Raw genomic sequence first — 18,535 nt, forward strand, 5'->3', positions numbered from 1 at the left:
AAAAAGTAGTTGACGCCCAAAAGCTTCGAAAGTATTATGCACGCCGTTGACCAGTATGGTCACCCAGCGGAACACTTGTTAGGCTTAGCTTAACACCCTTTGCGGAGCGGTAGTTCAGCTGGTTAGAATACCGGCCTGTCACGCCGGGGGTCGCGGGTTCGAGTCCCGTCCGCTCCGCCATTATTTTAAAGCCAGCGCAAGCTGGCTTTTTTGTGCATGCCGTTTCTAAAATTAGATGAGCAGATTAGATAACGTTAAGCTGCCGTAGCTTTGCTTCAACCTTCTTAATTAGTTTCATATCGAGCTTTTTATGCTTTTGCCACTGGGTTGCCGCTAACCAAGTTTTGACATCTTTCAGCTGTAATTGATAGTGACTGGCTATCAATTTTGGAGTGATTGGCGACTGCTTGAGTTGTCGAGCAGTTTTTAACACCTGCTTCATCAGCTGCTTAATCTGTTTAGGGTGCTTGTTAAGCACCGATTTATTAACGCAGGTGACAAAACAAGACCAAGGTGTTGGAAAATCATCAATTAAGCGCATCTCGCCATTATCTACATAGGGTTTAGTCATAAACTTTTCCCAAAGAAACACGTGATTAGCTCCCGAGCGAAAGAGTTCCCGTGCACCATCGAGATTATGAGCAATTTCAAACTTTAAATCGTCACTGTCAAAACCTAACGACTCTGCTAGCAAGTAAGCCATTAAATGAGATCCGGAGCCGTAGCGACTGATGACAAAAGTAGCATTCTTAATATCGGAAAGAGATTTTATGGCAGAATTAGCGGGAGTATGCACGCCCCAAATTAAAGGCGTTTTGGTGTAAAAGGAAAATAACTCAAATTGACAATCTTTATCTGCTAGGGCTTTCACCGCACCCTCTGTCAATAGAGTTGCAACGTCTACTTCGCCTGCATTGAGCGCTTTGACCATAGCGCCTGTGCCACCATGAAAGTCGTGCCAACTGGCTTTGATCGAATGTTTTTGTAAGACTCCCGATTCAATGGTTATACGCCAAGGTAAATTAAAATGCTCGGGGACGCCGCCAATTTTCAACTCGATTGTGTTTGAATCTAACGCCATAGGGGAATAATCCTGTTAACTCTGCCGACTCAGTTTATAGTGGTTAAAAGTATAATCAAATGCTCGAATAATTCCCAATTTGGACGATACAATAGGTGGCAGCGATAAATCCAATAGCCATTTGTAACTGGTCAATTAAATGACTAGAATAGGCCTTATAAATCAAATACTTCAAATAACAACTTCAGGAAAAATCAATGTTGAGGAAACGTCAATGCTAGCCACATCAAGCTCAACGGGTATGTTGCTCGATTTGTTAAAAGCCGGCGGTTGGACCATGGTTCCGATCATTTTATGCTCTTTGATTGCTATGGGGATCATCATTGAGCGCTTTTGGTCTTTGCGCAAAGACAGTATTTTACCTAAGCATTTGGTAGCTCAAGTTTGGACTTGGATAAAAAACGGTCAGTTTGATAAGTCAAAAATGCGTGATTTAAAAAACAGCTCTGCCTTAGGCGAGGTGTTAACGGCAGGGCTGTTGAACCACCAATTTGGGCGCGAAGCGATGAAAGCCAGTATTAACGAAGCAGGGCGTGGCATCGTGATTCGGCTTGAACGCTTTCTTAACACCTTAGGCTCGATTGCATTAGTAGCACCGCTATTGGGTTTATTAGGTACAGTTATTGGCATGATTAAGGTGTTTACCGTCATTCGCTTAGAAGGGGTTGGCAATGCCGATGCGCTGGCCGGTGGTATTTCAGAAGCTTTGATTACCACCGCTGCGGGCATGGCGGTTGCTATTCCGACGGTGGTTTTGCACCGTTATTTTAGTCGTAAAGTCGAAGAGTTGGTCACCGAAATGGAGCAGGAAGCCTTGAAAATGGTGGATGTTCTGCATGGTGAGCGCGAAATCTTTACTGGAGCCTAAACCCCATGTGGCTTAAAAAGCGCAAAGAAGAATTACAAATTAACTTAACGCCCTTAATTGATGTGGTTTTCTTGTTATTGATTTTTTTCATGGTTTCCACCAGCTTTAAAAAAGAAACCAAAATCAGTCTTGATTTACCGCAAGCATCGGGGGAAGTCTTGGAGGCTAAACCAGAATCATTGGAAATTAATGTGACTCAGCAAGGTGATGTTTTCGTTAATGGCCAGACGGTAATCAATCGACAGCTAGTGTCGATTAAGGAAGCCATTGCATCTGTCTCCTCCGATCCCAATATACAGGTCATTATTAGTGCGGATGCTCAAGCACCTTATCAAGCCGTAATCAGCGTTATGGACGCTGCGGGACAGCTTGGCTATAGCAACCTAACGCTGGCAACGCAACAGGCCGAAAAGAGCAATGACTGAGTCTGAAACAACAGAGCTAAACAACAAGCCCGAACAAGTTTATAAGGGTGGGCAAGTCTATAAACGCATCCTTGGTTATAGTAAGCGCTATAAATGGGCTATCATGATCGCAATTTTAGCCAATATTTTTTATGCGCTAATTGAAACCTCTTTTGTTAATGCCATTCAATATTTGGATGTAGCAATAGAAAACAAAGATCGCTACACACTACTGGTCAAAACCCCCATTATTATCATTGGCGCTATTTTTGTGCGCGGTATTTTTAATTTTATTGCCACCTACAGCATGGGCTGGGCTGGTCGCAAGGTTATCCAAGACTTACGAGAAGAACTGTTCGCACATTACATTTATCAACCAACAAAGTTCTTTACCGATAAAGCTCCCGGAACTTTACTTTCAACCTTAACATTTAATATCGAGCAGATTGCCTTCGCCAGTTCTAAGGCGATCACTACCATGCTTCGCTCGGGCGGTATGGTGCTGTTTGCGCTTATGTATATGCTAATTATTAGTTGGCGTTTAACCTTGTTTATTTTAGTACTCACGCCGGTGGTTGCTTTTGTGGTTAATGTCAGTGCTAAACGTTTCAAGAAAGTCAGTAAAGGCATTCAAAACTCAATAGGTGAAGTCACCAAAACCACGGAAGAAACCATTCGCGGCCAAGAAGTGATTAAAATTTTTGGTGGTCAACAAAGAACCATTGAAAAGTTTTCTAAAGCGACTAATGCAAACCGTAACCAAGACATGAAGTTAGTGGCAGCGCAGGGGTTATCCTCTCCGACCATTCAAACCATCGCCGGTATTGGCTTTGCTGCCATTGTGTATTTTGGTGGTAAGCAGATTGTTGATGGCTATATGGAGGGCGCGCAGTTTATTAGTTATGTGGCGCTGATGGCATTAATCCTAAAACCGCTACGAGATTTATCGAACATAAACTCCCAATTACAACGCGGGATCGCTGGCGCGCAAAGTGTTTTTGAAATTTTAGACCAAGAAGGGGAGAGGAATGTTGGCACTCTCACCCTTGATAATACCAAAGGCGAAGTCAGCTTTAAAGAGGTTAGCTTTGGTTATAATCCCAACGATGAGCTGGTATTAAAAAACGTCAGCTTTGATGTTGCCGCCACTAAAACTTTGGCCTTAGTTGGGCGTTCAGGCAGTGGCAAAAGCACCATTACCCACCTTTTGCCAAGACTTTATGATATTGAAACGGGCGTTATCAGTATTGACGGACAAAATATTTACGATGTTAAGCTCGATTCTTTGCGTCAACAAATTGCTATCGTTTCGCAAAATGTGGTTTTGTTTAACGATAGCGTGCGAAATAACATTGCCTACGGCACTTCAGCAAAAGCTGATGAATCGCAAATTATTGAAGCGGCTGAAAATGCTAATGCTTGGGAATTTATCCAAACCTTGCCGCAAGGCTTGGATACTAATATTGGCGATAACGGCTCCTTATTGTCAGGCGGCCAGCGCCAACGCATTGCCATCGCTCGAGCAATTTTAAAAGATGCGCCAATTTTAATTTTGGATGAAGCCACTTCAGCGCTGGATACTGAGTCGGAGCGTCATATTCAAAATGCATTGGAAAACCTTATGCAAAATCGCACCACGATTGTAGTGGCGCACCGTCTATCGACCATCGAAAATGCTGATGAAATTTTAGTTATAAACCAAGGCGAAGTGGTGGAGCGGGGTGATCATCAAAGCCTGCTCGACTTAAAAGGCGAATATTTTCGACTACACCAAATGCAATTTAGCGATTAACCGCAATGGCCGTTAGTAAAACCCAGCAATTTTTTGAATCCATTTGGTATGTAAAAAAATCTTGGTGGCTGTATTTGTTCTATCCTTTGCACTGGCTACTAGCATTGCTGGTAATCTTACGTCGCGCCTGCTACAAACTAGGTATTTTTAACTCTGCAAAGCCTAATGTGCCAGTGATTGTTATTGGCAACATTAATGTTGGCGGCACGGGTAAAACACCGCTGGCGATCCATCTTTTGAAGTTTCTAAAAGCCGAAGGTTTCAAACCAGGTCTAGTAACGCGCGGTTATGGTGGCCAAAGCGAGCAATATCCGATAGTGGTTGAACAAACCTCTAAACCTTGCCAAGTGGGTGATGAACCGAAATTAATTTTCAACAATACCCAAAGCCCTGTCGTGGTCGATAGGCAAAGAGCTCGTGGGGCGCAAAAATTGGTGGATGAGTTTTCCTGCGATTTAATTCTGTGTGATGACGGTTTGCAGCATTATGCTTTGCAACGTGATATTGAAATCTTAGTGGTAGATGCAGAGCGTCAGTTTGGTAACGGTCTCTTGATGCCGTTGGGGCCGCTACGAGAACCCGTTAGCCGCGCGTCACAAACTGATTTGACGGTTGTCAATGGCGACACTATGCAGCTTAATCCTGCCAAACTACGCTCAGTAAAGGATCGTTCAGAAATAGAATTAAAGCTACAAGGTTCCATTACCGCTATCGCGGCGATCGGCAACCCGCAACGCTTTTATAACACTTTAACTCAGCTTGGTTACGAATTTAGCAGTCAGTCCTTTGCCGATCATCATCATTTTAGTCCCGAAGATTTTGAAAATATTGAGGGGAGTATTATTATGACGGAAAAAGATGCGGTAAAATGTCAGGAATTTGCCAATGATAACTGTTATTACTTACCCGTTACTGCGCAGCTAGCGCCAGAGCTGAGCACAAATTTACTTAATTTAATTCGCCAAAAGGCTGTATAAATGAACTCTAAATTACTCGATGTTTTAGTTTGCCCCTTATGCAAAGGACATTTAGTTTACCATCGGGATGCTAATGAGCTAGTGTGCCGTTTTGATAAGTTAGCTTATCCGATCCGCGATGACATTCCGGTAATGTTGGAAGATCAAGCTCGCGAGCTGGGTATTGCTGAACTTGACGCTTTAAAAAATGTGTAGGCAGCGAAATAGCATGAGTTTTGTAGTTATCATTCCTGCTCGTTATGCATCAACCCGTTTACCTGGCAAGCCTTTAGCACTAATTGGCGATAAGCCGATGATTCAATATGTTTACCAAAGGGCCATGCTAGCCAATGCTGATCGAGTGGTGGTAGCTACTGATAATGAAGATATTAAAACGGCCGTTGAGTCTTTTGGCGGCGAAGTGTGTATGACGGCTTCCAGCCATCAATCGGGTTCTGACAGACTAGCAGAAGTTTGCCAAAAACTTGCTTTGTCTGCGCAGACCATTGTAGTGAACGTGCAGGGCGATGAACCTTTTATATCGTCTGCTAACATTGGCCAAGTAGCTGCCAATTTGGCTACAAGTGATTGCCCAATGGCGACCTTATCTACCCCAATTTTAGAAGCTGCAGAAGTGTTTAATCCGAACGTGGTTAAGGTTGTAGCGGATACTGCCGGCCATGCGCTCTATTTCTCGCGAGCGCCTATCGCTTGGCAGCAAGGGGGGTTTGAACAAGGTAAAGTGATGGATCTGGCAAGTTGCCAGCGTCATATTGGTATTTACGCTTACCGCGCTGGTTTTTTGGCCGACTATGTCAAAATGCCTGCAAGTGCCTTGGAAAAGCTTGAATCTTTGGAGCAGTTAAGGGTCTTGGAAAACGGTTTTAAAATCCATATTGCCACTGCTAAAGATGTACCTGGCATGGGCATTGATACACCGGAAGATTTGGCTTTAGCCCAAGAAGCCTACCGACAGTCACGCCTCTAATGTATTCCATTCTTTTCGTTTGTCTAGGCAATATTTGTCGCTCACCCACTGCTGAGGGTGTTTTTCGCGCCAAAGCAGAGCAAGCGGGAATTGCTAATAAACTATTTATCGACTCTGCGGGTACTAGTGCTTACCATCTGGGTGAACCGCCTGACGAGCGATCACAGCAACATGCAGCGGTGTTTGGATATGATTTATCCGCTATTCGCTCTCGTAAAGTAGCACCGCAAGATTTCGATACGTTTGATCTGATTATAGCGATGGATCAATCGAATCTAGATAATTTAAAATTATATAAATCAAATGGTTATAGTGATAAATTAAAACTGTTTTTAGCTGATTTCGCACCTCAGTTAGGGATTAGTCAAGTGCCAGATCCTTATTATGGCGGGACAAAAGGTTTTACCGAAGTGGTGAAGTTGATCGAAGTAGCCAGTGATGGCTTAATTGATTACATCACACCAAAGCTGGGTTAAATAATCTAACCGAGGCTTGATTTAGGGCTTACAAAGGAGTCAATATGAATTGGCAATCGATTATCGATTTTTGGTTTCAGCAAATTCCACCTAAACAATGGTGGCTAAAAGACAGCAGTTTTGACGACTTGTTGCGCGAAAAATTTGCCAAATTGCATGCCCAAGCTATTCAAGTTGAGCTATCAGAATGGCGCGCTCAGCCACTTGGGCGCTTAGCTGAAATCATTGTTCTAGATCAATTTTCCAGAAATATTTACCGCGATACTCCGCAAGCTTTTGCTGCTGATCCTTTGGCTTTGGCGCTAAGCCAGATGGCTATCGCCAGTGGAGACGACCAAAAGCTAAAACCGGTTGAGCGACAGTTTTTGTATATGCCTTTTATGCACAGCGAATCAAGGCTTATCCATCAGCAAGCAGAAAAGTTATATCAACAAATTCCCGAAAATGGTTACGACTTTGAATTAAAGCATAAAGTGATTATTGATCGCTTTGGTCGCTACCCGCATCGTAATAACATTTTAGGTAGAGAGTCGACCAAAGAAGAACTAGATTTTCTAAAACAGCCTGACTCTAGTTTTTAAGTATTGATAGCTTTTCTGGGTTGGGCTAATGGCAACTTAGCGTCAAGCGGGTATAATACGCCATTTGTTAAATTCATTACCCCAAGCGGACTTCATGTTAACCAGTATTGAGCAAGATTTATCACAAATCTTTGGCGAAGCTTTCGAGCTTCTCGATTTACCCTTTGAGCTCGGCCAAGTCCAGCGTTCAAACCGCCCTGATTTAGCTGATTTTCAGTGTAACGGTGCTATGGCCGCTGCTAAGCTTGGCGCTGGCAACCCATTCGTTACGGCCGAAAGTGTGGTCGCGAAGCTCAGCGAAAATAATTTTGTTGAGACCCTCAGTGTCGTCCGCCCTGGTTTTATCAACATTCTGGTGAAACGAGATTATTTAGCACAGAAATTATCGCAATTAGCGTCAGATCAAACTTTCGGCTGCGCTGAAGATTTGTCTGGGCATAAGGTAATGATAGATTTTGGCGGTCCTAATGTCGCTAAATCCATGCACGTAGGGCACCTAAGAACGGCAATTATCGGTGATTCCTTGCAGCGTATTTTTCGATTTAAGGGCTATCAAGTTGTTTCTGACGCCCACCTAGGCGACTGGGGAACCCAAATGGGTATGTTGATCGAGGGTGTTAAAAAACGTCAGCCTGATTTAATTTACTTCGATCCTCAAGTAACCACTGGTTATCCGGAAGAATCGCCGGTAACCATTGCCGATTTAGAAGAAATTTACCCAACCGAATCTGCTTTATGCAAAACCGATCCTACCGCAGCAGAAAAAGCGCGTAAAGCCACCCTGGAATTACAGGATGGTCGAGCTGGATATCGCACCTTGTGGAAGCACTTTGTTGCGGTGTCAGTCGCTACGTTAAAGCGCGATTATGGTGAGCTAGGGGTTGGTTTTGATTTGTGGAAAGGGGAGAGCGATGCCGATCCTTTTATTCCACCTTTGCTAGAAGAGTTGGCTAATAAGGCAATCTCTATTCAAGATCAAGGTGCTTTGATCGTCCCTTTCCGCGATGAGGCTGGTGAGAATGTGATGCCGCCGCTTATTTTGCGGAAATCCGATGGTGCGGTCATGTATGGCACTACCGATTTAGCAACCTTATACGAGCGCGTGCGCGATGATAAGGCTCAAACTGTGCTGTATGTAGTTGACGGGCGTCAACAGCAACACTTTAAACAAGTTTTTGCCGCTGCAGATTTACTTGGCTTTAATGAAACAACTCAATATGAGCACAGCTATTTTGGCACAGTTAACGGTAAAGACGGCAAGCCTTTTAAAACACGCTCTGGTGGCGTGATGAAACTGCACGATCTGATCCAAATGGCTAAGCAGCAAGCGCGCAAGAAGTTAGCCGAGTCGAATTTTGGAGCAGACTTTCCAGAAGCTGAGAAAGAAGAAATTGCGCATAAAGTCGCTATAGCTACTTTAAAATTTGCTGACTTAAGAAACTTTAGGATTAAAGATTATATTTTCGATCTGGAAAAATTCAGTGAGTTTGAAGGCAAAACTGGACCTTACTTGCTAATGCAAGTTGCTCGAATCAAATCCATTTTACGCAAAGCGCAGGCGGTTAATGCTGAGGCAGGCGACTTATTGGCCACCTCCGATAACGAAAAAACGCTAAGTTTTCGTTTGCTGTCTTTCCAAGCAACTATTGATAGAACTGTTGAGAAGAGGGCGCCGCACTATTTGTGCGAACACCTTTATAATCTAGCGCAAGAGTTTAGCTCCTTTTATCAAAAGCAACATATCATGAAAGAAGCTGATAAAGCGAAACAGGCAAGCTTGCTGCGCCTTAGTGAAATTTGTATGCAGCAACTTGAAGTTGGATTGCAGTTACTTGGGATAGAAACCTTAGAGCGGATGTAATTTTACCGTTAGCGATCAGCGGCATGCCCAAAATAAATATTTATTACGTCTTTCCCGCGAAAGCGGGCATGACAGCAAAACCCAGTTTTACAAAGGCCTAGTGAATTAACTGGGCTTTTTTATACTCTACGCGCTTGGTAATTAAAAAATGATCGCGTAAAGCACTAAGCCAATCAATAACCACTTCACTAAGTAATACAAACTTCTATTATAAGACTTTAAATTTTTACCTACTTTGCGAATAGGGTAGACCAGCCCAAACACCTTATTCAAGAAACCTGTTTTATCGGCTTCGGTATTCGGCGACTGAGTTGCTCGCGCCATAGTGGCACTAAAGATTTTGTTTATAATTCGAGCGAAAATATTGTTGGTAGGGCGCTCAATGTCACAAAAGAAAATAATACGGTTGTGTTCGGTTTTATTTTCTGCTCGATGGACAAAAGTTTCGTCAAACATTACTGCTTCACCATCTCGCCATGAGTATTTTTCACCATCAACATAAATCGCGCAATCGTCAGAGTTTGGAGTCACTAACCCTAAGTGGTAGCGCAAAGAACCTGCGTAAGGATCACGGTGAGGGTGCAGACTTGAACCTGATGGTAGCGCAGCAAACATGGCGGCTTTGACGCTTGGGATATTTGAAATAAGCTCAACAGTTTTTGGGCACTTTTCCAACGCAGAGGGAAGAGGGCCATGATACCATTTCAGATAAAATCGCTTCCAACCTCGACGGAAAAAAGAGTTAAAGCCAGCATCATTATATTTCTCAGAACTTTTAATTTGTTCACTGGATTGTAATGCAACTGCTTCGTCGCGAATCATTTCCCAGTTTTCCTCAATAACTTTTAGCTCAGGAAACTTCTCTAAATCAATATAGGGTTTATTTTCTACTTCTGAAGAAAAGTACATTAAACAATTAACAGGCGCAAAGAAGGTCGAGTGGTCAAGGATTTGACGCTGAATTTTAAGCTTCAACTTGCCACGATTATGAACGTAAATGGTTGAAAGGACGAAAATACTGATAATGATAAATACTAACAAAAGAAAATACCAACTGTGTCATAGATCAACAATAAATTATTGATAATTAAATATAATTCCATTATAACTTTTAGCAGAACAAAGCAAAAGCTTATAATTTGTAACGAGTTCTCAAAGCTGAAGCATTACGCTTAATTTCAAAGGAGTCTGATTTTACACTATGCCCCTAAAGCGCTCAGTGTCAGTTTGTAATTCGTTAGGATTGCCAAGTCCAGAACTTGTAGAGTTCGCTCCATTCCTTTATCAAGACATCCAAGAAATTTTAACCAATACCGATGCCATGATTAGTCTGATCAACAATAATTTGGTCGCTATGGATAATTGCCGGGTATTGGATTTATGCTGCGCCAAGGGCACCAGTTTATTGCGAATAGCTAAACGCTTTTCCATATCGGGCATCGGAGTGGACCTATCTGAGTTTTTCATCGCTGACGCCAAATTAACCGCAGTACAGCATAAATTAAAGCAGCAGCTTAAATTTGTTTGCCAAGATGCCAACCAATTCTTAAGTAGTAATCAAGAACAGTTTGATATCATTATTTTTCAATTTGTAGAAGATCTAATAGGCAGCTTCCCAGACACCTTAAAAGCGTTAGCCACACATCTAAAACCAAACGGTCACTTAATTATTGATACACACTATGAATCGCAAGGCTATACGCCCGGTGTCGCCGCCACAGATGCCAGCGGCGCAAAAAGTATCGAGCTTTATATTGCTGAATCAGAGTTGGTATCCAAAAGCCGTATTGGCGAAAGTCGGGATGAGATCGAAAAAAGAATGGGGAAAGAATACAACTTATTATCAAAAAGAGCCCACGAGCTACAAAAGCAACATCCAGAGCTTGAACAGGACATCAATCAATTCTTATTATCGCACCGAAAATTGCAAAGACAGTTATTAGCAGGGGATATTTACCATGCGACCTGGTTGTTAGCAAAGATATGATTAATTTTTTTACACGCCTTTAATTTAACATAATATAAATTATGCGAATATTAAGGTGGTGCTATATTCATATAGATCGCTACTATCCGTATACCTCATATTCCCTGCTTTTGTTTATATGCGGCTCTAAAGTCGTTAAACTTAGCTGCTTAAAAGGTGCACAATTATTTTGAAGGAAATCGAGCTATGGATTTGACGCCAATGGTAATTTTAGCGGCTATTGTATTTTTAGGGTTTGCTTGTCAGTGGCTGGCTTGGAAAATTAAGCTACCTGCCATTTTGTTGTTATTAACGTGCGGCATTTTAGTGGGTCCGGTGTTTGAGCTCTTGCAGCCAGATCAATTGTTTGGAGATTTGCTAAACCCTGCTATATCTTTAGCCGTTGCGATTATTTTGTTTGAAGGCAGTTTAACGTTAAAGTTTTCAGAGGTAAAACAAGTCGGCAAGGCCGTTAATAAGTTAATCAGTATTGGGGCCTTAATTACCTGGGTGCTAATCTCTGTTGGCAGTTACTACCTGCTACAGTTACCTTTGCAGCTATCCGTGCTATTTGGTGCAATTCTAACGGTCACCGGACCGACCGTTGTCATACCGATGTTAAGAACGATTCGTCCGAATGAGACAATTTCAAAAACTTTGCGCTGGGAAGGAATTTTAATAGATCCAATCGGCGCTTTGTTAGCCGTGATGGTATTTGAGTTTATTGTATTGCAAAGCCATACGGAAGTTGTAGGGCCTTTGCTATGGCTATTTCTTAAAATAATTATTGGCGGTACTATTCTTGGTTTGATCTCTGGTTGGCTGCTCGAACAACTGTTGGGCAGGGAAATGATACCCCAATATTTACACAATATGGCGACACTGGCCTTTGTATTGCTCACTTGCAGTGTATCCAATGCCATGGCACATGAATCTGGGCTTTTAGCCGTAACCTTAATGGGGATTTGGCTTGCTAATAGCAAGAAAGTGCATATTGAAGAAATTTTAAATTTTAAAGAAAATTTAACTATTTTATTAATCTCATTGCTCTTTATTGTGCTGTCTGCACAACTGCAAATCGAACAGCTGGTATCGATTATTTGGATGTCTTTAGGGGCTTATTGCATTACTCAATTTATCGCCCGCCCAGTAGCTGTTTGGGTTAGTACTATTAACACCAGCTTGAGTTGGAAGGAGCGAGTGTTAGTGGCTTGGATTGGTCCGCGAGGCATTGTTGCTGCGGCTATCTCTGCCCTCTTCGCTTTAAAACTTCAAGCTATGGGTTTTGAAAAGGCAGAATATCTTGTGTCACTTACTTTTGCCGTGATCATTGGTACGGTATTAGTTCAAAGCTTAACCTCCAAATTCTTAGGCAATCTATTGGGTGTCACTGAGCCGGATCCCAACGGCTATTTAATCTTTGGCGCGTCGCCAATTGCGGTAGAGATTGCTAAAGAACTAAAAGAAAACGGCGCTAGAGTAATTCTCTCTGACATGAGCTACACCAATATACAAAATGCTCGAATGGCTGGCCTAAAGACTTTTTATGGCAATCCCGTGTCTGAGTTTGCCGATCAGCATTTAAACTTAATTGGTATTGGTAAACTCCTTGCACTATCTCCGCAGCGAGAGCTTAACACCATCGCTTGCTTTCGCTACGCTTCCGAATTTGGTCGAGAAAATGTCTATCATATTGCTACTACAACTGATAAAACCTCAATCAAAAAGCACCAATCCAAGAGTGAGCTACGCGGACGTAATTTATTTGGCGATGACGTTACTTTTAGCAAGATCTCCAGCTTACACAAAAGTGGTTACGAGATCAGAACCACGCCTATTACCGATGAGTTTACCTTTGAAGACTACGAGAAGAAAAATCCTGACGCCATTAAGCTGTTTTATCTCGATGAAAAAAACAGGATCCAGATTGTGACTCAGCAACATCATGATGAGCTAGAAGGTAGCTATAAAATTGTTGCCCTTCTACCTGCATTGAGTGACCTGAAAAATGCTAATAGCTAGGAGAACATTAGGTGTTGATACCTATGATACTTGTGATGCGGTTATGCTAGTCATGTTACAACAAAGTAGCTATGATCAAGGTTAGATGCAAAATTTGGTGTAAAGCTTGATGTAAAGATCATGGCCTAGTGCTTAACAACTCACCTGAAATTGCTAATGCTTTGTAGCACTGAAGCCTCATTTAACCTTATTCCCTAGACTTTTAGTTAATGAAATACCTCTTTTCTGTCCTGTCCATATCTATCCTTTTCTGCGCTAAGACTTTTGCTGAGATAAAGTTGATGGGCGTTGATGGCGATATTCGTGACAATATTGAGCTACTGCTAGAAGATCGATTTAACGCATGTCTGCCAATAAACACTAAGCCTGATCAGGCATACTTAGAACAACTGCAGAAAACGCTAACAATAGCAACTCGGGCGTATGGCTACTACTCCCCTACTTTTGAGCTAAAGGAAGTCGATGAGATTGATGGCTGCGCTTTACTTGAAGCGACTATCAGTCTTAATCAGCCAATCCTAGTCGACAAAGTCAATATTCGCATTCAAGGTGATGGAAAACAAGACATTAAATTTACTGAAGCTGTAGATAAGTTTAAGCTCAAAGTTGGCGATATTTTGGTTGATAAGCATTATAAGCAACTCAAAAAGCAACTCGAGTCGCTAGCGGCTGAATATATCTATTTGGATGCTAAGTTTATCCAAAGCGAGATACGGGTATCACAGAAGGCTAAAACCGCTGAAATCAACCTTATTTTCAACACTGGCACTCGCTACCAGCTCGGAAAAGTCAGCTTGGTTCAGCAGCCCCAAGCCTTTTTGCAACAAGAATTTGTAGAAGCTTTGATGCCACTGGTTAGCGATCGCTACTTTACCAATAGTGAACTTTACGATGCGCGCCAAGAGCTGCTCGAGACTAACTATTTTGCTACCATAGCTATGCAGCTTCAACGTGAAAAGGCCCTTGATGGCAAGGTGCCTATCACGATAACAGTAACGCCGCAGGATAGAATCGATTACTCGGCAGGCGTAGGCTTTTCCACTGATACCGACGCTCGCTTGCGCTTTGAATACAATAACCGCCGAGTGACCGATCACGGTTATCAATTTTCCAGTCAATTAAGCTTATCGGATGTGATTAGAGAACTTTCCGGAAGCTTGAAATTACCGTCTAAAGATAGCCCATCAGAGTCTTGGTATAATATTGATGCAGGCTATAAAGAAGAGCGCACCGATGAGCTTAAAAGTAATACCGCTAAGCTTGGTGTCAGCTGGAGCTACGCCGGCGCCAAACACTGGAGTAGCGTCGGCTTTGTGGATTTAGTGTATGATGAATTTGATACTGGCGTAAACGACGGCAATTCGTTATTGGTGGTTCCTGGCGTTAGTTGGAATTATTTAAAGGCTGACAATCCTGTTATACCTAAGCATGGTTATCGCATTCAAGCAGAGCTACAAGGCGCTCACGAGAGTCTGCTTTCCGATGCTTCTTTTCTGCAACTTTCAGCCAGTTATAAAGGCATCTATACCGTTAAACCTAAACACCGTTTATTATTTCGCCTGGCTTTGGGCACGACGTCGACCACGGATCTGACGGATTTGCCGCTAGACTATCGTTTTTTCGCTGGCGGCGATAATAGCGTTCGTGGTTTTGATTATCGCACCATATCTCCACAAAGCGATGACGGAGATTTTGTCGGTGGCAAGCACCTAACGGTTGCTAGCTTGGAGTATGACTACCGCTTTAAAGACAGTTGGGCGGTGGCTATTTTTACCGACAGTGGCTCGGCATATAATGACTCGCCTGACTTTCAGTATAGCGCAGGAGTTGGCTTACGCTGGATTTCACCGATTGGCCCCATACGTTTTGATGTTGCTGTCCCCATTGATAACCCAGAAAACGATTTTCGGATCCACATTAGTTTAGGGCCAGATCTATGAGCCAGCATAAAGCAGAGCTAAAAGTAAAAGCTAGCGCAAGTCTTAAGACTTGGCTTAAGCGAAGCTTATGGACTTTAGTCAGCTTTGCTTTGATTTGCCTTATTGTATTAAGCATCGTTTTGCATACGCAATTCGGTACTCGCGTATTGATCAAGTGGCTGGATCACTCGATGGATTCGATAGCAATTGAACAAATCAGCGGCACTTTAGGTTCAAAACTAAAGCTCTCCAAGCTGCGCTATAGCGATAGCAATATTAATTTTCAGACTGAAAAAATCAGTAGCCATCTCAAAAGTTATAATTTGTTTACGCTGAAATTTGAGTTTGAGCATTTTCATCTTAATGATACTAAGGTTAGGTTGCTTGAGGGCGACAAAGGCTCTGAGGCCGCGTCCAGTTTCTCAGGACTTGAATTACCTTTCGAGCTAACCATTGATGATTTCCAGTTAAACCAACTGACTTATCTGCAGCAATCCAGCAACATTGAGCTTGAGCGGATTGCGTTTGATATAACAGCCACCGGCCAAAAGATCGCTGTTAACAAGTTACAACTTGCAGCCAAAGACTATCAAGTAACTAGCCAGCTTGAGTTAACCCTAACCCAAGAATTGGACTTTAAGTTAGCTCCGCAGTGGCGATTTCAACAAGAAACCATAGAAGCTAATGGCCATGGCAGCATAAAAGGTAATTTAAAAACTATTCAACTCACGCAAGCCTTAAGCTTTGCGCAAGGCGAGGCTCAAAATAAAAACTTAACCGCAAAAACAAATGTAATAGCTACTATTGCGCTTGATAATCCGGATATTGGTATTGAATCACAGCTAGAAAAGCTTGAAATACACTATGTCCAAGCTCAGCAACGCTATCAATTAGCAGATGGCAATTTGCAACTGTTAGGCACTTTAGCGGACTATAAGGCAATCTTTGATGCCAAGCTTATTGGCCCGCTAACGGAAACTGCTCAACTCAAAGCTAATGGTCAAGGCAATTTAGAGAGTTTTGAGCTTGCAAATTTAAGCCTACAATCTGCAAGTAGTTCGCTGAATAGTCAGGCTAATTTGAGCTGGAAAGATGGGTTACGTCTAGCAGCGCAAGGCCAATTAAAGCAACAAAACTTATCGCAATTCATACCTAAGCTTGCTGGCAAAATTCAAGGCAGTTTTAATCTCGATGTTACTAACACTAACGAAACTTTAGATCTAAAAATTACCAACACTCAGTTTAGAGGCAGAGTCAATGAGCAAGACGTAGCGCTAGATCTAGAACTCAGCTTACTCGATCAATTAATGACCATCGAACAAGCCAAACTGATGCTTGGTAACAATAGCCTAACGGCTAACGGTAAGCTTTCTCAGGATACTCTTGCGGCCGAACTAATAATTAAAGCTCAGCAATTATCACTTATCCACCCTGCTCTGGCTGGCGATTTAAACGGCAAGCTAGTGCTTAGCGGTAATATCGAGCAGCCAAGGATTGTGGCTAATCTAACAGCCAAGCAATTACAAGCTTTCGGCAACAAAATCAATAATTTAACCGCCAAAGTTAATGGTAACCCTTATAAAAAAATAAGCATCAATAGTGAGCTAAAAGGTCTCAGTGCCGCCAATAGGCTAATAGGCGATCTGGATTTTAACCTTGATGGCCGCCTTGCGGAGCATTCTGGAAACCTAAAACTTATCGCACAACAAGTTACTAGTCAGTTAAGTTTTAATGGCCAATTCTATAAGGATAGTAAAAGTTGGCAGGGCAAGATCCTCCAACATCAATTAACGGATAAGCAAATTAACTCAAAGTGGAATTTACAACAGCCGATGTCGATAAAGGTTGCGGATAATATTTCGGCGACTTTAAGCTGTTGGTTGGAAGCTAGTTCAAGCAGCAAGTTATGTTTTGAGCTTGAAGATAATCAAAACCTGATGCTTTCTACCCACCAGTTAGACGTTAGCCTATTTGCCCCGCTGTTGCCGGAATCAGTGCAGTTACAAGGCTTTTTAAATGGTGTTTTTAGCTTAGAAAGCGACAATAGCAGTCCTATCTATCAGTCAAATTTAGAGTTGAGTCAGGGACAGATTAAGTTTTTCGATCAAGATACCCTTGTTTATCAATCGGCTATTAAGCTTGCCGAGTTAACCGCGAAAAATGCAGCCAAAATTAACTATTTAAAACTTCAATTGGCACTAGAGGATACTTCACAGCTTGCTCTAAATCTTGCTATCAATGATGGGCTTCAGCTGCAAGGACAGCTTGCTGCGAAATTACATTCGGTTGATTTTCTATCAACTTTAACCCCTGAAATTAAAGCCGTAAAAGGCGCGAGCTTACTCAATGGAACTATTGCTGGTAATCTACAATCGCCGCAACTAGAACTGATTTTTAAACATGCCGGCTCGATTGAGCTTAGCCGTTTAGGACGCCCTCTATCCAATACGCAAATTAAAATCAACAATGCAGATCTTGGCGCCTATCAAATTTTACTAAGCACCAACGCCGATAAAAGTCTTTTAGAATCGAAGGGAGTTTTTCAACTGACACAGGAACCAACTGCAAGTTGGCGCTACCAAGGCACCGTTTCGGCTGATGAATTTGAACTTATTAACACTAAAGAATTACAGCTGGTGATCAGTCCTGACGTTACAATAAACCTAACGCCGCAACAAGCAGAAGTCAGCGGCGATCTGCTCATTGATCGCGGTGAGTTTGTGTTAAAAGAAATCCCCAAAGGTGCGGTTCAAGCATCTGATGACGTGGTTATTGTCGATGCCGAACCGGATAACAAGGATCAATTTCAGCTATTGTTTGACATCAATGCTCAGATCAAAGACAGCTTTTCTTTAGAGGCTTTAGGTCTTGAATCAAAACTCAAGGGTTCGATTAAACTAAACAATCATAATGAGCGCAGAGCTTTGATGGCTTTGGGTCGTCTAAGTTTAAACCAAGGAAGTTACAGTCTGTATGGACAAAAGCTCAAGATCGATCGTGGCGTTTTAATTTTTGATGGTCCTATTGATAATCCGCAAATTGACGTTGTGGCTACTCGTTTGTCGCTTGATGAAACGGTAACTGCTGGCGTTAATATTGGTGGTAGACCGAACTATTTGCAGTCATCGCTTTTTTCTAATCCGAGCCTTTCAGAGTTGGAAATATTAAGCTACCTAATTTCTGGTCGAGGACTAAATGATGATAGCAATGTTAGTTCGAATCAGATGATGCAAACCGCGCTACTTTTTGGCCTGAAAACAAGCAGTCCCTTCTTCGCAGAACTGCAAAGTAGCCTAGGCGTCGATGTTTTAACCATTAAAGAAGGTGCCACCAGTGACGATAGCGCCATTGAGGCCGGTAAAAACATTAATGATGATCTCTATCTGGGATATAACCACGGAATTTTTAATCGTACAGGATTTTGGTTAGTCCGCTACCGCCTAACTAAAGCGCTTAAACTTGAAAGCACTTACGGCGAAAACCAGTCTGTGGACTTAATTTACACCATTCGCAAACCCTAATGCAGTTAATAGCCGCTTCTTTGGAAACAATTGGGACTTCAGTAAGTTTTTATAAAGCAAAGACCAGTAAAACTGGCCTTTCGAATGTGTTACATCAGTA

At 42.3% G+C, this 18,535-nt stretch carries 15 protein-coding genes and 1 tRNA gene; 14 read left to right on the top strand and 2 right to left on the bottom strand.

Translation table 11 applies throughout. The annotated features are described in order from the left end of the window. Positions 1-103: 103 nt before the first annotated feature. Positions 104-180, top strand: a tRNA-Asp gene (locus NFS34_RS09850). Positions 181-244: 64 nt separating this feature from the next. Here the strand turns inward: NFS34_RS09850 and NFS34_RS09855 are convergent. Further along, entirely contained in the window at positions 245-1,081 is an 837-nt protein-coding gene (locus NFS34_RS09855) for a PhnD/SsuA/transferrin family substrate-binding protein (protein ID WP_251359871.1), read from the bottom strand. Positions 1,082-1,295: 214 nt separating this feature from the next. Between NFS34_RS09855 and NFS34_RS09860 the strand changes: the two genes are divergently transcribed. From NFS34_RS09860 to argS, 9 genes are all read left to right on the top strand, one after another. Further along, the gene (locus NFS34_RS09860; protein WP_251359872.1) at positions 1,296-1,949 is read left to right on the top strand and encodes a MotA/TolQ/ExbB proton channel family protein; all 654 of its coding nucleotides are present in this window, start codon (positions 1,296-1,298) and stop codon (positions 1,947-1,949) included. 5 nt (positions 1,950-1,954) lie between these two features. Beyond that, entirely contained in the window at positions 1,955-2,374 is a 420-nt protein-coding gene (locus tag NFS34_RS09865) for a biopolymer transporter ExbD (RefSeq protein WP_251359873.1), read from the top strand. After that, entirely contained in the window at positions 2,367-4,145 is a 1,779-nt protein-coding gene (gene msbA / locus NFS34_RS09870) for a lipid A export permease/ATP-binding protein MsbA (RefSeq protein ID WP_251359874.1), read from the top strand. Before NFS34_RS09865 ends, msbA begins: the two co-directional genes overlap by 8 nt. Positions 4,146-4,150: 5 nt before the next feature. After that, positions 4,151-5,122: a tetraacyldisaccharide 4'-kinase gene (gene lpxK / locus NFS34_RS09875; protein ID WP_251359875.1), complete on the top strand. Its 972-nt coding sequence runs from the start codon at positions 4,151-4,153 to the stop codon at positions 5,120-5,122. Next, positions 5,123-5,317 (top strand): Trm112 family protein, encoded by a 195-nt coding sequence (locus NFS34_RS09880; protein ID WP_251359876.1) that lies wholly within the window; start codon positions 5,123-5,125, stop codon positions 5,315-5,317. It abuts the gene before it with no gap. A gap of 13 nt (positions 5,318-5,330) precedes the next feature. Beyond that, positions 5,331-6,089 carry a 3-deoxy-manno-octulosonate cytidylyltransferase gene (gene kdsB / locus NFS34_RS09885; protein ID WP_251359877.1) on the top strand — a complete coding sequence of 253 codons (759 nt, stop codon included), beginning with the start codon at positions 5,331-5,333 and terminating at the stop codon, positions 6,087-6,089. Continuing rightward, on the top strand, positions 6,089-6,565 hold the full coding sequence (locus tag NFS34_RS09890; protein WP_251359878.1) for a low molecular weight protein-tyrosine-phosphatase: 477 nt from the start codon (positions 6,089-6,091) through the stop codon (positions 6,563-6,565). The genes kdsB and NFS34_RS09890 overlap by 1 nt, the downstream gene beginning before the upstream one ends. Before the next feature lie 44 nt (positions 6,566-6,609). Further along, positions 6,610-7,146 carry a DUF924 family protein gene (locus tag NFS34_RS09895; protein ID WP_251359879.1) on the top strand — a complete coding sequence of 179 codons (537 nt, stop codon included), beginning with the start codon at positions 6,610-6,612 and terminating at the stop codon, positions 7,144-7,146. Between the two features lie 94 nt (positions 7,147-7,240). Beyond that, positions 7,241-9,007, top strand: a complete 1,767-nt coding sequence (gene argS, locus NFS34_RS09900; RefSeq protein ID WP_251359880.1) for an arginine--tRNA ligase — start codon at positions 7,241-7,243, stop codon at positions 9,005-9,007. 141 nt (positions 9,008-9,148) lie between these two features. Here the strand turns inward: argS and NFS34_RS09905 are convergent, their stop codons facing one another. Continuing rightward, entirely contained in the window at positions 9,149-10,048 is a 900-nt protein-coding gene (locus NFS34_RS09905; RefSeq protein ID WP_251359881.1) for an aspartyl/asparaginyl beta-hydroxylase domain-containing protein, read from the bottom strand. Positions 10,049-10,208: 160 nt separating this feature from the next. Between NFS34_RS09905 and NFS34_RS09910 the strand changes: the two genes are divergently transcribed. The 4 genes from NFS34_RS09910 (at position 10,209) to NFS34_RS09925 (ending at position 18,435) form a co-directional block, all read left to right on the top strand. After that, entirely contained in the window at positions 10,209-10,994 is a 786-nt protein-coding gene (locus NFS34_RS09910; RefSeq protein WP_251359882.1) for a class I SAM-dependent methyltransferase, read from the top strand. Positions 10,995-11,180: 186 nt separating this feature from the next. Further along, positions 11,181-12,995 carry a sodium:proton antiporter gene (locus NFS34_RS09915; protein WP_251359883.1) on the top strand — a complete coding sequence of 605 codons (1,815 nt, stop codon included), beginning with the start codon at positions 11,181-11,183 and terminating at the stop codon, positions 12,993-12,995. A gap of 209 nt (positions 12,996-13,204) precedes the next feature. Continuing rightward, on the top strand, positions 13,205-14,935 hold the full coding sequence (locus NFS34_RS09920; RefSeq protein ID WP_251359884.1) for an autotransporter assembly complex family protein: 1,731 nt from the start codon (positions 13,205-13,207) through the stop codon (positions 14,933-14,935). Then, positions 14,932-18,435, top strand: coding sequence for a translocation/assembly module TamB domain-containing protein (locus tag NFS34_RS09925; protein WP_251359885.1), 3,504 nt, complete (start codon positions 14,932-14,934; stop codon positions 18,433-18,435). The genes NFS34_RS09920 and NFS34_RS09925 overlap by 4 nt, the downstream gene beginning before the upstream one ends. Positions 18,436-18,535: the final 100 nt, after the last annotated feature.

This window comes from Kangiella sp. TOML190, from assembly GCF_023706045.1.
Taxonomy (GTDB): domain Bacteria; phylum Pseudomonadota; class Gammaproteobacteria; order Enterobacterales; family Kangiellaceae; genus Kangiella.